Origin of the sequence: Streptomyces solicamelliae, assembly GCF_045348655.1 — a bacterium.
In the GTDB taxonomy this organism is placed as follows: Bacteria; Actinomycetota; Actinomycetes; order Streptomycetales; family Streptomycetaceae; genus Streptomyces; species Streptomyces solicamelliae.
This window is the reverse complement of record NZ_CP160404.1, coordinates 215901-228857: the sequence shown is the minus strand read 5'-3', so window position 1 is coordinate 228857 and position 12957 is coordinate 215901. Positions and strand designations below refer to the sequence as shown.

At 72.5% G+C, this 12957-nt stretch carries 17 protein-coding genes and 1 pseudogene; 11 read left to right on the top strand and 7 right to left on the bottom strand.

Going from position 1 to position 12957, the window contains the following annotated elements:
• Positions 1-5: 5 nt before the first annotated feature.
• Entirely contained in the window at positions 6-473 is a 468-nt protein-coding gene (locus ABZO31_RS01150) for a MarR family winged helix-turn-helix transcriptional regulator (RefSeq protein WP_406858913.1), read from the bottom strand.
• A gap of 196 nt (positions 474-669) precedes the next feature.
• Here ABZO31_RS01150 and ABZO31_RS01145 point away from each other — a divergent pair, with 196 nt between their 5' ends.
• The gene (locus ABZO31_RS01145) at positions 670-1074 is read left to right on the top strand and encodes a hypothetical protein (RefSeq protein ID WP_406858912.1); all 405 of its coding nucleotides are present in this window, start codon (positions 670-672) and stop codon (positions 1072-1074) included.
• Between the two features lie 10 nt (positions 1075-1084).
• On the opposite strand, the gene ABZO31_RS01140 is transcribed toward ABZO31_RS01145, so the two are convergent.
• From ABZO31_RS01140 to ABZO31_RS01130, 3 genes are all read right to left on the bottom strand, one after another.
• Entirely contained in the window at positions 1085-1963 is an 879-nt protein-coding gene (locus ABZO31_RS01140; RefSeq protein WP_406858911.1) for a sigma-70 family RNA polymerase sigma factor, read from the bottom strand.
• A complete protein-coding gene (locus ABZO31_RS01135) occupies positions 1960-2352 on the bottom strand; it encodes a VOC family protein (protein WP_406858910.1) in 393 nt (130 codons plus the stop codon). Before ABZO31_RS01135 ends, ABZO31_RS01140 begins: the two co-directional genes overlap by 4 nt.
• 272 nt (positions 2353-2624) lie before the next feature.
• Positions 2625-3092 (bottom strand): DUF6336 family protein, encoded by a 468-nt coding sequence (locus tag ABZO31_RS01130; protein WP_406858909.1) that lies wholly within the window; start codon positions 3090-3092, stop codon positions 2625-2627.
• A 183-nt stretch (positions 3093-3275) separates the two neighbouring features.
• Between ABZO31_RS01130 and ABZO31_RS01125 the strand changes: the two genes are divergently transcribed.
• From ABZO31_RS01125 to ABZO31_RS01110, 4 genes and pseudogenes are all read left to right on the top strand, one after another.
• Positions 3276-4472 carry a glutamate dehydrogenase gene (locus ABZO31_RS01125; RefSeq protein WP_406858908.1) on the top strand — a complete coding sequence of 399 codons (1197 nt, stop codon included), beginning with the start codon at positions 3276-3278 and terminating at the stop codon, positions 4470-4472.
• A pseudogene (locus tag ABZO31_RS01120) lies at positions 4460-4876 on the top strand (TetR family transcriptional regulator C-terminal domain-containing protein); the annotation flags it as partial. The gene ABZO31_RS01125 and the pseudogene ABZO31_RS01120, both read left to right, overlap by 13 nt.
• 236 nt (positions 4877-5112) lie before the next feature.
• Complete coding sequence (locus ABZO31_RS01115) at positions 5113-5880, top strand: NPP1 family protein (protein ID WP_406858907.1); 768 nt, start codon at positions 5113-5115, stop codon at positions 5878-5880.
• Between the two features lie 171 nt (positions 5881-6051).
• Positions 6052-6738: a DUF4232 domain-containing protein gene (locus ABZO31_RS01110; RefSeq protein WP_406858906.1), complete on the top strand. Its 687-nt coding sequence runs from the start codon at positions 6052-6054 to the stop codon at positions 6736-6738.
• A gap of 29 nt (positions 6739-6767) precedes the next feature.
• Here ABZO31_RS01110 and ABZO31_RS01105 read toward each other — a convergent pair whose 3' ends face one another.
• Positions 6768-7184, bottom strand: coding sequence for an isomerase (locus tag ABZO31_RS01105; protein ID WP_406858905.1), 417 nt, complete (start codon positions 7182-7184; stop codon positions 6768-6770).
• A gap of 157 nt (positions 7185-7341) precedes the next feature.
• Here ABZO31_RS01105 and ABZO31_RS01100 point away from each other — a divergent pair, with 157 nt between their 5' ends.
• Positions 7342-8130: a helix-turn-helix domain-containing protein gene (locus ABZO31_RS01100; RefSeq protein WP_406858904.1), complete on the top strand. Its 789-nt coding sequence runs from the start codon at positions 7342-7344 to the stop codon at positions 8128-8130.
• Here the strand turns inward: ABZO31_RS01100 and ABZO31_RS01095 are convergent.
• A complete protein-coding gene (locus tag ABZO31_RS01095; protein ID WP_406858903.1) occupies positions 8127-8741 on the bottom strand; it encodes a GNAT family N-acetyltransferase in 615 nt (204 codons plus the stop codon). The two genes, ABZO31_RS01100 and ABZO31_RS01095, sit on opposite strands and share 4 nt — an antisense overlap.
• A gap of 84 nt (positions 8742-8825) precedes the next feature.
• On the opposite strand from ABZO31_RS01095, the gene ABZO31_RS01090 reads away from it, so the two are divergent.
• The 5 genes from ABZO31_RS01090 to ABZO31_RS01070 all read left to right on the top strand — a co-directional run bounded on the left by ABZO31_RS01090 (position 8826) and on the right by ABZO31_RS01070 (position 12557).
• Complete coding sequence (locus ABZO31_RS01090; RefSeq protein WP_406858902.1) at positions 8826-9317, top strand: GNAT family N-acetyltransferase; 492 nt, start codon at positions 8826-8828, stop codon at positions 9315-9317.
• An 80-nt stretch (positions 9318-9397) separates the two neighbouring features.
• A complete protein-coding gene (locus ABZO31_RS01085) occupies positions 9398-10183 on the top strand; it encodes a YqjF family protein (protein ID WP_406858901.1) in 786 nt (261 codons plus the stop codon).
• Between the two features lie 116 nt (positions 10184-10299).
• Positions 10300-10884 carry a TetR/AcrR family transcriptional regulator gene (locus tag ABZO31_RS01080; protein ID WP_406858900.1) on the top strand — a complete coding sequence of 195 codons (585 nt, stop codon included), beginning with the start codon at positions 10300-10302 and terminating at the stop codon, positions 10882-10884.
• A 25-nt stretch (positions 10885-10909) separates the two neighbouring features.
• Complete coding sequence (locus tag ABZO31_RS01075) at positions 10910-11740, top strand: M55 family metallopeptidase (RefSeq protein ID WP_406858899.1); 831 nt, start codon at positions 10910-10912, stop codon at positions 11738-11740.
• Between the two features lie 253 nt (positions 11741-11993).
• Positions 11994-12557, top strand: coding sequence for a GlcG/HbpS family heme-binding protein (locus tag ABZO31_RS01070; RefSeq protein ID WP_406858898.1), 564 nt, complete (start codon positions 11994-11996; stop codon positions 12555-12557).
• Between the two features lie 130 nt (positions 12558-12687).
• On the opposite strand, the gene ABZO31_RS01065 is transcribed toward ABZO31_RS01070, so the two are convergent.
• Positions 12688-12951, bottom strand: coding sequence for a hypothetical protein (locus ABZO31_RS01065; protein ID WP_406858897.1), 264 nt, complete (start codon positions 12949-12951; stop codon positions 12688-12690).
• Positions 12952-12957: the final 6 nt, after the last annotated feature.

Here is a 12957-nt window from a genome sequence, read left to right as displayed (position 1 = left end):
GGGCCCTAATCGACCTGCCGGCCGGCGTTCCGGAGCATCTGGCGAAGCACCTTGAGGGTGGTGACGTAGTCGGCGTCGTCGATGCCCTCGTGGAGGCGGGTGCGGAAGTCCGGGACGCGGGCCTTGACGCCGGCGCGGGAGGTCTCTCCCGCCTCGGTGATCCAGAGCCGCCCGGCGTCGTCGCGGGTGAGCAAGCCGCGTTCGACGAGGGCCTTCGAGTCCGTCGCCAGGTCGTCCTCGGGACGGAGGTAGGAGCTCATGGCCTGCTGGAGTTCGGGCACGGTCATGCCTGTCCCGTCCGGCGACAGGTCGTGCTTCGACAGGTTGCGCAGCAACCAGTACTGGGGCTGGGTGAAGCCGAGTTCGCCCAGCCAGGCCCGGGTGAACGAGAGAACGGCCTCGTGGGCCCGGCCGGTCCAGTACGGGGCGGGCTCGGCGGCGAGGTCGGCGTCGGTGAGGTGTTCCGTGGGCATCTGCCGTGCTCCTCAAGTGCGTTCGAAGTCCTGCGGTGACGCCGACCGTAGGACCTCAAGCAGACTTGAGGTCAACGGTCACCTCGCGCAGGGCTGTGACCTGGCGAGTTGTCGCCAGCGACTGTTGGGATTCCGGCCGGGGGGACAGGATCCAACTGCACGACGGCACGCACGACACCTGCGACAGGACACGCACATGAACCAGCCGACGCCCCCACGCCGCCTCTTCCGCCGCCCGACGATCATCGCCGCCCTCGCCGCCCTCGCCGCCCCGCTGCTCCTGCTGTCCGCCACGTCCCCCGTGACGGCGGCGGGTGAGGGGAGAGCGCTCGAGGCCCGCCTGGCGGACACCCGCGTCACGGTCAAGAGCGGCTGGGAACTGGCACGGATCAGGGCGAACGCGCGGAGCGACGCCGAGATCGTGGGCGAGATGCGGCCGGGGCAGAGCCACATGTGCTCGGTCGCGGGCTGCCCGACCGTCGTCGGGCACAGCATCACCGCCTGCGGCGTCACGGACGACCAGTGGTTCGCCATCTGGTTCGACCACGGCGACGAGACGGTCGCCTACGTCTCCCGAAGCTGCGCCCAGTCCCAGCCCTGACGACGCCGGCTCAGGTCGGGGCGGGTAGATCGATCGCAGCGAGTCCGACCGGGTCGACGATGATGTGGATGTCGACGATGCGGCCTTCGGAGACCGTGAAGGCGGCGACGGAGAGAGGGGTTCCGTCGGCGCGCCAGGACATGTGGCCGGGAACGCCGTTGACCAGCACGGAGCGGTGGCGCGCGGCCTGGCCGCCGAACGTGCGGGCGCCGGTCGCGACTCTGGTGGCGCCCAGGGTGACGACCACGCCGTCGGGCGTGTGCACGGTCAGCTTCACGTTCGGGTCGAGGACACGCAGGAGCGCCTCGAAGTCACCGCCGAGGGCGGCCAGGCGAAACGCCTGGACGACCTCGCGGTGCTCACGGCCGGGGCCCGTCGGCCGGTCCGTGGCTCGGACCTTGCGGCGGGCACGGCTGGCGATCATCTTGGTGGCCTCCGTGGACTTCCCCAGGATCTGGCCGATGTCGCGGAACGGGACCGCGAACATGTCGTGCAGGACGAACGCCAGGCGCTCGCTCGGGCCGAGCGAGTCGAGCACGAAGAGGAGGGCGAGGCCGACCGAATCGGCCAGCGCCACCTGCTCGTCCGGCGCGGGCTCGTCGGCGGGCGTCACCACGAGCTCCGCGGACTCCTGCCCGTAGGCCGTTTCGGGGTGGGCCCGGCGGGACCTCAGGACGTCCAGGCTGATGCGGCCGACCACGGTGGTCAGCCAGCCCGACAGGTTGTCGATGGTCGCCTCGTCCTGGCGGACCAGGCGCATCCATGCCTCCTGGACCACGTCCTCGGCGTCGGCGTGCGAGCCCAGCACGCGGTACGCGACGGCGCGCAGCCGTTCGCGCTGGGCCTCGAACGCCTCGGTCGCGAGGTCGGACGGCGGCCGGCCGGTCACGGCTTCCGCGGCTGACGGAGCGAGACCCGGTTGCCGTCCGGGTCCACGGCCTCGATGCGGACCCCGAACGGATAGTCCTCCGGCTCGGACTCTTCGAAGGTGACGCCGCGCCCGCGCATGATCTCGAAGTCCTTCCGCAGATCGTCCGATTCGAGGACCAGCGGCCCGGGCGCGACGGCTCGGCCCGCATCACCCGGCTGTCCCGCGGCCGTCGGGTGCGACCACAGGAGGATCTGCACCGGGCTGTCGGGAACGCCGACGGTGAGGAATCGTCCGTCGGGCCCCGGGAAGTCGACCCGCTTCTCCAAGCCGAGTCCTTCGGTGTAGAACGCCAGGGCGCGGTCCTGATCGGTGACGTAGACCGTCACGTACATGAGGGTGGTCAGCATCGTGTCCTCGATTCACTCGTCGGTGCGGCGACCGTTCGAATGCGGTCGTCACACCCATGACGAGTGCCGACGGAAGAAGGTAACAGGACCGCTCCGCGCCATAGGGCCTCAGCCTGCCGACGTGATCGTGATCGCGATCACGAGAAGCTCGCTGTCGCCGGCGCCGATCGGTTCGCACGTCCAGCCGCCGGGGATCACGGAACCCGGCGTGCGGCACCGGCGGATGGTAGCCAGACCCACGTGCCGACGGCCACGGCTTCGAGCGCCCCGGGTCAGGATCCGTACAACCAGCTGTCGAACGGCGCCGCGTCCACGAGGTGGTACAGCCCGTACGGACCAGGGAACAGGACCAGGCCGAGCACCCCGACCCGGACCAGGGCGGGGGTCACGATCGTGACGGCATCGGTCTGGCCGGTGAGCGTCCGCAGGTCCCGCCACCGGCGGATGTCGCCCATGCAGGAGCCCCAGAAGAACAGGCCGATCAGCAGGAACACGGCCCCCGTCAACAGTCCGATTCCGGACACGGCCGCCAGGTACTCCTCGCGGTCGTCGTGGTCGGTGACGAAGACCATGCCGAGCGCCGCCACGACGTTCGCCGCCAGGCCGAACAGCGCGCCACGTCCCGCGACCCCCCAGAAGCGCAGCCGCGGCAGCAGCACCCCGTCCGCGTCCCGCTCCGCGTCGCCGGAGGCGTTCGCCCCGCGGGTAGTCCGTGTCGTCCTGTTCCGAGTCGAAGCCATGGTCGCCCACGCTATCGGACGCGCTGACAGAGTCTCGGACGGCTCCTGATACTGAATGACGGTTCAGTTAGTATCAGGGTGGCCGCCCGTGGGCACACCGCGACCGCCACCACGCCGGCCCCGCCGCCAACGGCCCACCGCAACCCACCGGCCCCGCCGACCTGCCCGCGCTCGGAGATCCCCATGACGACACCTCGCCCCTCCCACGCCCCCCTCCTCTCCCTCACCTGGACCGACCACGTCACCGGCCGCCAGGGCCACCTCGTGATCGACCGTCTCGTGCGCGGCGTCGCCAGTGGCGGACTGCGCATGCGCGCCGGCTGCACCCTCGACGAGGTCGCCGGACTGGCCCGCGGCATGACGATGAAGGAGGCCCTGCACTACGACCCCGAGGCGCGGTACATCCCCCTCGGCGGCGCCAAGGGCGGCATCGACTGCGACCCGCGCGACCCCGAGGCGTACGGCGTCCTCGTCCGCTACCTGCGCGCGATGCGGCCGCACATCGAGCGCTTCTGGACCACCGGCGAGGACCTCGGCCTCACCCAGGACCTCGTCGACCGCGCCGCCGCCGAGGCCGGGCTCGTCTCCTCCGTCCAGGCCGTGTACCCGCTGCTCGACGACGAGGCCGCGGCCCGCCGTCGCCTCGCCGACGCGTTCGCCGTGGACGTCGACGGCATCGGCCTCGACGAACTGGCGGGCGGCTGCGGGGTCGCCGAGTCCGTCCTCACGGCAATGGACCGCGCCGGCGTCCCGCACGCGGGCACGCGGGTCGCGGTGCAGGGCTTCGGGACCATGGGCGGGGCGACCGCCCGCTTCCTCGCCCGCGCCGGACTGAAGATCGTCGCCGTCGCCGACGTGAAGGGGACCGTTGCCAACCCCGAGGGCCTGGACGTCGATGCCCTGCTGGCCGCGCGCGACGTGTACGGGACGGTCGACCGCTGCGCACTGCGGCCGGGTGACGTCGAACTGCCCGGCGACGCCTGGCTGTCCGCCGACGTCGACGTGCTCGTACCGGCGGCCGTCTCGTACGCGATCGACGCGGGCAACCAGGCCGCGATCACCGCCCGCTGGATCGCCGAGGCGGCCAACATGCCGGTGCTGCCGGAGGCCGAGGAGCCGCTGACCGCACGCGGCATCACGGTCCTGCCCGACGTCGTCGTCAACTCCGCGACCAACGCCTGGTGGTGGTGGACCCTGTTCGGCGACATCGGCGCGGACGCCGACGAGGCGTTCGCCCACATACGGCGGTCCATGCGGGCCCTGGTCGAGCAGGTCCTGGCGCGCGCCGAGGCCGACGGGACCACCCCGCGGTCCGCGGCGCACGGCGTCGTCGCGGACCGGCTGCCGGTGATAGCCGAGCGCTACGGCTGGTACGCCTGACCCTCCTGCTGAGCAGACCCCGTACCGGCGCCACCCGCCGACTGCGCGCCGCGCTGCGCTGGTACGCCCCCACCGGGCAGGCCAAGGGGTGGCGGCTGTGGATCGAGGGCTGGGCCGCCGCACTGCGCGAACCCACCCTGCGGAAGGTCGTTCACGACCTCGACCGGCAGGGATGGGCGGCGATCACCGAGGTCGTCGCCGAGGTCGTCGCGGAGGGCGTGGCGGCGGGCGAGTTCGTCTGCACCGCCCCGGCCGGCACGGCCTGTCGGCTGACCGCGCCCCTGGACGGACTGGCCGTGCAGACCGCCTCGTACAAGGCGCCGCTCATCCGTGCCCGTATCCAGGAGTGGGTCGACGACGCGCTGGCACGCGAACTCGGCCTCACCCACGACACCCTGACGGCCGCCCCGCTGAGCCTTCCGTACCCCACGGCCTTCCGCATCCCACGGCCTCCCGCATCCCACGGCCTCCCGTACCCCACGGACTCCGCCCCGGCCCACCTCCGGCCCCCGGCCCACCTCCCGCCGTTCACCTGCGCGTCACGATTCACCGCCGCTGGAATGGGCATGTCAAGGTCGCCGCGGTGCGCCCGCAAGAACGCGCGGGCGCACCGACCCCCCATCCGACCAAGGGAGCCGTAGTGAAGCAAAAGCGTTACCTCGTCAAGGGAGCGCTGACCCTGAGCAGTTCCCTCGCCCTGCTCATCGCCCTCCCCGGCAGCGCTTTCGCCGCCCCGCCCACGGCCCTCCCGGCCAACGCCGACGGCCTGGAGCAGACCTTCCAGCCCGCCTACGACTACGACACCGACGGCTGCTACCCCACGCCGGCGATAGGTCCCGACGGCACGCTCAACGGCGGCCTCAACCCGTCCGGCGCGCTCAACGGCCAGTGCCGCGACTCCTGGGACCTCACCAACACCAACGGCTACGCGCGCTACAAGTGCAACAACGGCTGGTGCGCCATCCTCTACGGCCTGTACTTCGAGAAGGACCAGGCGGTCCCCGGCAGCAGCCTCGGCGGTCACCGCCACGACTGGGAGCACGTCGTGGTCTGGGTGCAGAACAACCAGGCCCAGTACGTCTCCACGTCCGCCCACGGGGACTTCGACACCTACTCCCGCGACCGCATCCGCTGGGACGGCACGCACCCCAAGATCGTGTACCACAAGGACGGCTGGAGCACCCACTGCTTCCGTCCCGCCAACTCCAACGACGAGCCGCCCGAGAACCACCAGCACACCTGGCAGTTCCCCGCCCTCGTCGGCTGGAACGGCTACCCGCCCGGCATCCGCGACAAGCTCACCCAGGCCGATTTCGGCAGCGCGCACTTCGGCCTCAAGGACGGCAGCTTCAACTCCCACCTGGCGAAGGCCAAACCCGCCGGCATCCCCTTCGACCCGAACGCCTGAGGCAGGTGTACACCTCTGTGCTCCCCGTCGCGACCTGCGACGAGGAGCACGGAGGTACCCGGTCAGACCGTGGTGGAGTCGAGAACGCGCCATGACGATTCTGTGAAATTGGCGCGCCACTCTGATCCTCACGCCAGCGCACTTTGCGCCCATCGATCGGGGGAACCGCACATGAGCAGCACCGTACTGAGAGGCACCGTCGTCCTCGCCGCACTGTCGGCGCTGACCCTGACGGCCTGCGGCCCGTCCGAGGACGGTGCGGCGGACGCGCCCACCGCCCCGACGACGTCCGCGCCCGCGACGCCCGACGCGACCCCGACCGAGGCCCCGGACGCCGACGGGCCCTCCGCACCGGCGAAGCCGACGTCGCCCGCCGAGAAGCCGTCGAAGAAGCCGTCGAAGAAGCCCGGGGGCTCCGGCGGCAAGGAGCCCGCCGACCCCGACTTCGACGTCTTCCCGTGCAGCACCTTCGACGTGACGTTCACCGCGACCCTGGCCGAGCCCACGACCAGCAGCTACCTGCTGAAGATCACCAACAAGAGCGCCAAGCCCTGCAAGGCCCTCGGCCACCCCGTCGTCACCTTCGGCAGCCTCGACGGCGCGGCCACCGAGCGCGGTACGGCCCCGGGCATCGAGGACGCCATCCGGCTCGCCCCCGGCCAGTCCGCGTACGCCGGGCTGATGGGCGGGGTGAACGACGGCACGGGCAAGACCGTCAACTCCATCGCCATGACGATGACCACCGACTCGGACCTGGTGCAGACACCGCTCAAGGCCTCGACCCCCGGCCTGTACGTCCACCCGGAGAAGAACTCCGTGACCGCCTGGGCCACCAACGCCGAGGACGCCCTCAGCTGAGGCCCTCAGCCGTACACCCCGCGGTACACCTAGTGGTGCGCCGCGGGGTCGAAGCCCTCGGGGGCACGGTCGAGGAACGCGGTGACGGAGGTGATCCGGCCGTCCTCGCCGAGCTGGATCACGTCCGTCCCCTCCGCGAAGGACGTGCGCTCGCCGTCCGCCGCGCCCACCAGGATCTCCCACCGGAGCCTGGCGCGGCGGTGGTGCACCTGCGGCTCCTGCCGCAGACGGAGGGCGGCCGGGCCCATGTGCCCGGTGAACTGGTTCCGGAAGTCCATCAGGGCCTCGGCCCCGTTGAGGATGCCGATCTCCGCGCGGTACTCGACCCCGTCGGCGAAGGCCACCGCGGCCAGCCGGTGCTGCTCCGCCTCGTCGTCCGCGTTCCAGAACCGTACGTAGGCGTCGAGCCCTTCCGTCTCCGACTGCCGAACTGCCGTGCCGGTCATGGCGGTCGTCCCTTCCTCGCTGGGTCACGGGCCGTGCTCGGCCCCTGGGAGGGGCGTGTTCGGCCCCTGTGACACGACTGTGCGGGCCGCCGGTGACGACTGTCGATGACCTCCCGGGTCATTGCCGTCGCTCCCGCGGCCCGGCAGCCTGAAGGTCATGACCACCACCATCGAACCGGTCGGGGCGTTGCTGCGCCGCTGGCGTCGGCAGCGCCGCCGCTCCCAGCTCGACGTGTCGCTCGCCGCCGAGCTGTCGACCCGGCACCTCAGCTGTATCGAGACGGGGCGCGCGAACCCGAGCCGGGACATGATCCGGCGGCTCTGCGACGAGCTGGACGTACCGCTGCGGGAACGCAACGCGCTGTACCTGGCCGGTGGTTTCGCCCCCGTCCACGCCGAACGCGCCCTCGCCGACCTCGGCGCGGCACGCGCCGCCGTGGAGGCCGTACTGACCGGCCACGAGCCCAACCCTGCGCTCGCCGTGGACGTCCGCTGGGAACTGCTTGCCGCGAACCGGGCGATGGGCGTCTTCCTCGGGGACGTACCGGAGTCGCTGACGCGGCCGCGCTTCAACGTGCTGCGCGCGACCCTCCACCCCGACGGCCTGGCCGGCCGCATCCGCAACCTCGCCCAGTGGCGCGCCCACGTCCTGCGGCGCGTCCGGCGCCAGTTGGACCGCACGCCGGACGCGGGCCTCGCCGAGTTGCTCGCCGAGCTGGAGAGTTACCCCGCGACCGGGGCGGAGGGCGAGGCGGGCGGTGCGGAGCACGACCTGGTGGTCCCGCTCCGGATGGCCACCGACTACGGCGAACTCGCCCTGCTGTACACCACGACGGTCTTCGGCTCGCCGCGCGACGTCACTCTGGACGAGATCGCCATCGAAACCTTCTTTCCGGCGGACGCCGGCACCGCGGCCCTGCTGCGGGCCGTGACCGCTGCCGTCTAGGCGGCGTCCGCGGCGCCGGTGCGAGCTTCGCGCCACATCCCCCAAAGGACAGGGCCGCCGCCCGGCAGCCGGACCTCGTGGCGCACGGTGAAGCCGAAGTGGGCGTAGAAGGGGAGGTTGGACTCCTTCGAGGACTCCAGGTAGGCGGGAGAACCCGCCGCGTCGGCCTTCGCGAGACCCGAGCGGAGCAGCGCGGCGCCCTGGCCCTGCCCCTGCGCCGCGGGGTCGGCGCCGATCAGCGCCAGGTACCAGTGCGGCTCCTGCGGCGTGTGCTGCGCGGCCGCCCCGACGGCGTCCCGGAACAGTCCGGCGCGGTCGCCGAGGATGTTCACCAGCTCCTGGATCGTCTCCGCGTCCGGGACGGCCTTCTCCTGCGCCTCCGGCGGCACCCAGAAGGCCGCCGCGTCGGCGGTGCGCTCGCAGACCGCGTTGCGCAGGTACTGCCGGGTGAACAGCGTCCCGAAGTAACTCTCCAGCGAGGCCCCGCGGGTGGCATCGTCCGGGAAGAACCACCGCATCATCGGGTCGTCGTCGAAGGCGAGGGCCAGGGACCGGCTGACCCGTCCGGCATCGTCGATTGCTGCCGCCTTGGGCGTATTCGTGTTCGACATGCGGACATTGTGCACCGGATGATCTTGGTCGGTGAGGGTGGGGCCGGGTCCGGCCCGCCCTGTCGCGACTGGCATACTCCGGCCATGGACGCCGGGTTGATCATGAACGACGCGGACACCGCGGACTGGACGCTGCGCGCCTCGACACCCGCCGACGTCGAGGTCATTGCCGAACTGCGGGCCGTGGTCATGCGCCCCGACCTGGAACGGCTCGGGGTGTACGACGAAGTCCGGGTGCGGCAGCGGCTGCGGAACCACTTCTCCTTCGACTTCACGAGAATCGTCATGGTCGACGGGGAACTCGCCGGCAGCGTCACCCTCCGGCCCGCCGAGGACCGCGAGTGGCTCGAGCACTTCTACCTCGAACCGCGTCACCAGGGCCGGGGGCTCGGCACGGCCGTCCTGGCCGCGGTACTGGAGGCCGCCGACGCCCGGCACGCGACCGTGGCCCTGCAGGTCATGCAGGGCAGCCCCGCCCGCCGGCTCTACGAGCGGCACGGTTTCACGGTCGAGACCGAGGACTCCTTCGACGTCTTCATGGTCCGCCCGGCGGCCGGGGGTGCGACCTCCGCCTGACCCGCCACGGTCCGGCCTGACCCGCCGGACCGGCCCGACCCGCCGCGGACCGGCGGTACGGCCTCCGCGATACTGACGCGATGCCGCAGCCGCATCCGCCCGCCACCGCCGAACCGGCACCCGAGCCGATCACCGCCGACCCGCCGTACGCCACGGAACGGCCCCTGCTCACCCAGTCGTGGCTGGACCTGGCCTTCCTCCACTGGGCCGTCGACCCGGCGGACGTCGCTCCGCTGCTGCCGGCCGGCACCCGGCCGGACACGCTGAACGGCGTCACGTACGTGGGGCTCGTCGCCTTCCGGATGCACCGCGTCGGCTGGTTCCGGCTCCCGGGCATCCCGTACCTCGGCTCCTTCCCCGAGACCAACGTCCGCCTGTACTCGGTCGACGCCCACGGCCGCCGCGGCGTCGTCTTCCGCTCCCTCGACGCCTCCCGGCTGATCCCCGTCGCCGTCGGCCGCGGGGCCTTCCGCCTGCCGTACGTCTGGTCCCGGATGGCGATCCGCCAGGAGGGCCGCACGGTCACCTACACCAGCCGCCGCCGCTGGCCCGGCCCCCGCGGCGCACACAGCGACCTCGCGATACGCATCGGCGAACCCGTCCGCGAGCCGACCGACGTCGAGCACTTCCTGACCGCCCGCTGGGGCATGCACAGCGCGTTCTTCGGACGCTCCCTGTACCTGCCGAACACCCACCCCCGCTGGCCGCTCCACCGCGCCGAACTCCTGCACTGCGACGAGAGCCTGATATCCGCCGCCGGTCTCGACGCCCCCGGCGGCCCGCCGGTCAGCGTCCTGTACTCGCCGGGCGTCCCCGTCCGCTTCGGCCGCCCGCCCCGCACCCCGGCCGGAATCCCCACCCCGTAAGGCACCCCGTAGGGCCGAGCCGCCACCGCCGCCGAGCCCGGCGGGCGACGCCTCTACGATGCCGTACAGGCAGAGCACGGCACGACACGGCAGGCGCCGGGGACAGGAGGCACCCCATGGCCACGGCCCGCACCCCGCGCGGCAAGTGGATCGAGGAGGGCTTGCGGGCACTGTCCGCCGGCGGCCCGGACGCCGTCCGCATCGAGACACTCGCGCAGTCCCTCGGCGTCACCAAGGGCGGCTTCTACGGGTACTTCCGCAACCGGGGCGCCCTGCTCACCGAGATCCTCGACACCTGGGAGCGCGAGGTCACCGAGAACGTGATCGAACGCGTCGAGGCCGGTGGGGGAGAGGCCCGCGAGAAACTCATCCGCCTCTTCGCCATCGCCAACTCCGCCGGATCCGCCGGTGCTTCGGGAGCCGCCGAGAACCCGATGACCGGGATGCCCGCCGAACTCGCCATCCGCGACTGGGCCCGCCGCGACGAGGACGTGGCCGAACGCCTCCGCCGCGTCGACAACCGCCGCATCGCGTACATGCGCACCCTGTTCGGCGCGTTCTGCCCCGACGAGGCGGAGGTCGAGGCCCGCTGCCTGATCGCCTTCTCGCTGCGCATCGGCAACCACTTCATCGCCGCCGACCACGGCGGACGCAGCCGTGCCCAGGTCCTCGAACTCACCCGGAAGTGGCTCCTCGGCTGACGGCGGGTGCATAGACTCCGCGCCCATGAAGGTGCTGATCTCCGTGGACATGGAGGGCATCGCCGGGATCGTGCATCCCAGCGAGACCGGCCCCGACCGCCACGACTACGCGCGGGGCCGCGCCGCGATGACGGCCGAGGCGAACGCCGCGATCGCGGGCGTCCTGGACGCCCGTCCCGACGCCGAGGTGCGGGTCGCCGACGCGCACGGGACGTTCCGCAACCTCGTGCCGGAGGACCTCGACCGGCGCGCCCGGCTGGTACGGGGCAGACCGCGGGCGCTGGGCATGCTCGCCGGACTGGACGGGAGCGTCGACGCGGTCATGCTGGTCGGCTACCACGCCCGCGCCGGCGCCGGACCGGCCGTGCTCGCGCACACCATGAGCGACGCCGTCCTCGACGTGCGGGTCGACGGGCGGCCCATGGGCGAAATCGGGCTCAACACCGCCATGGCCGGTCACCTGGGCGTGCCGGTCGTCCTGCTCAGCGGGGACGACGCGGCCTGCGCCGAGCTGCGCGCGCTGGTACCGGACGCGGTCACCGTCCCGGTCAAGGAGGCCCTCGGCCAGGGCGCCGCCGTCACCCTCCATCCCCAGGAGGCCCGGGAGCTACTCCGGGAGGCGGCCGCTCAGGCCGTCGCGCGGCCCGTACCGGTCCCGCCGCTGACGCTCACCGGCCCCGTACGCCTCGAGGTCGACCTGGCCGTCCCGTACATGGTCGACCTGGCGATGCTGGTGCCCGGCGTCGGGCGAACCGGGGACGGCGGGCGCACGGTCGCCTTCACCGCGGTCGACTACGCCGAGGCGTACCGGCTGGTCCTGCTGCTCGTCCAGCTGTCGTCGATCAAGCCCGCCTAGCTGCGGAAACACCGCCGAGGACCGGCCGCGGCAGCGGCTGCGGACGGGCCTGCGGCGGCGGGAGGGTCGTCCGATCGGATGACCCTCGGGTCCGCCGGCCCGCGCGCCGTGCGCAGCCGCCAGGTCGACCGGGCGGGGCCCGGGGTGGACCCAGGATGGATGACAGAGCGGGACGGCACGACGGCCTCCCGGTCTCCGGTCCCGGGAGATGCCCGGGGCGGGACGTACCGACGACCGCGAGGAGTCAGTGACCATGAAGAAGATCTCGATGCGGACCCGTGTTCTGACCGGCGGCCTGACCCTGGCCGCGCTCGGCGCCGGCGCCTTCGGCGCGGTGTCCGCGAACGCCGCCACCCCGGCCGCCCCGGCTGCCGCGCCCGCCGCGGTCGCCAAGGCGGATGCCGCCGCCGGCAACACCACGCAGAGCACGCATCTGACGATCGAGGCCGCGACCGAGGCCGCGCAGGCCGCGCTCGACGCCGCCGAGAAGGAGAACCAGCGGGTCTCCGTCGCGGTCGTCGACCGCAACGGCAACACCATCGTGACCCTGCGCGGCGACGGCGCCGGCCCGCAGTCGTACGAGTCGGCCGAGAAGAAGGCGTACACCGCCGTCTCCTGGAACGCCCCCACCTCCGAGCTGGTCAAGCGCCTGGAGAACGCCCCGAACCTGAAGGACATCCCGGGCACCCTGTTCCTCGGCGGCGGCGCCCCGGTGCAGGTCAAGGGCGCGCCGATCGCCGGCATCGGCGTGGCCGGCGCCCCGAGCGGCGACCTGGACCAGAAGTTCGCCCAGGCCGGTGTCGCCACCCTCGACTGACGCCACGTACGCAGAAGGGCAGCACCCGCGGCCCCAGCCGTGGCACACTCACGGAAGAGCCTGGTGTTCCCCGTTCACCGGGCTCCCCCGCAAGGCCCCACCGGTCTCCCCCGTCCGGTGGGGCCGCCCGCTATCTGCCCGTGACCGTGACGCGCAGCGTGTACGGGCGCCCGGTACTGATGGCCTCCGCCTGTTCGCGCAGGTCGTTCCAGCTGAACCCGAGCAGGGCCCGGTCGGCGGCGTCCTTCAGCGCGGGAAGGATCTCGTGCGGCGGCCGCCCGCGGTGCGAGGCGGCGAGCTCCGCGAACGCCTGCTGATAGGGGACGCCGTGCCCGGCCGCGCTGTCGGCCAGCAGACGGTTGAGGTGCTGCCGGTTCACACTGATCCTGCCCATGACCGC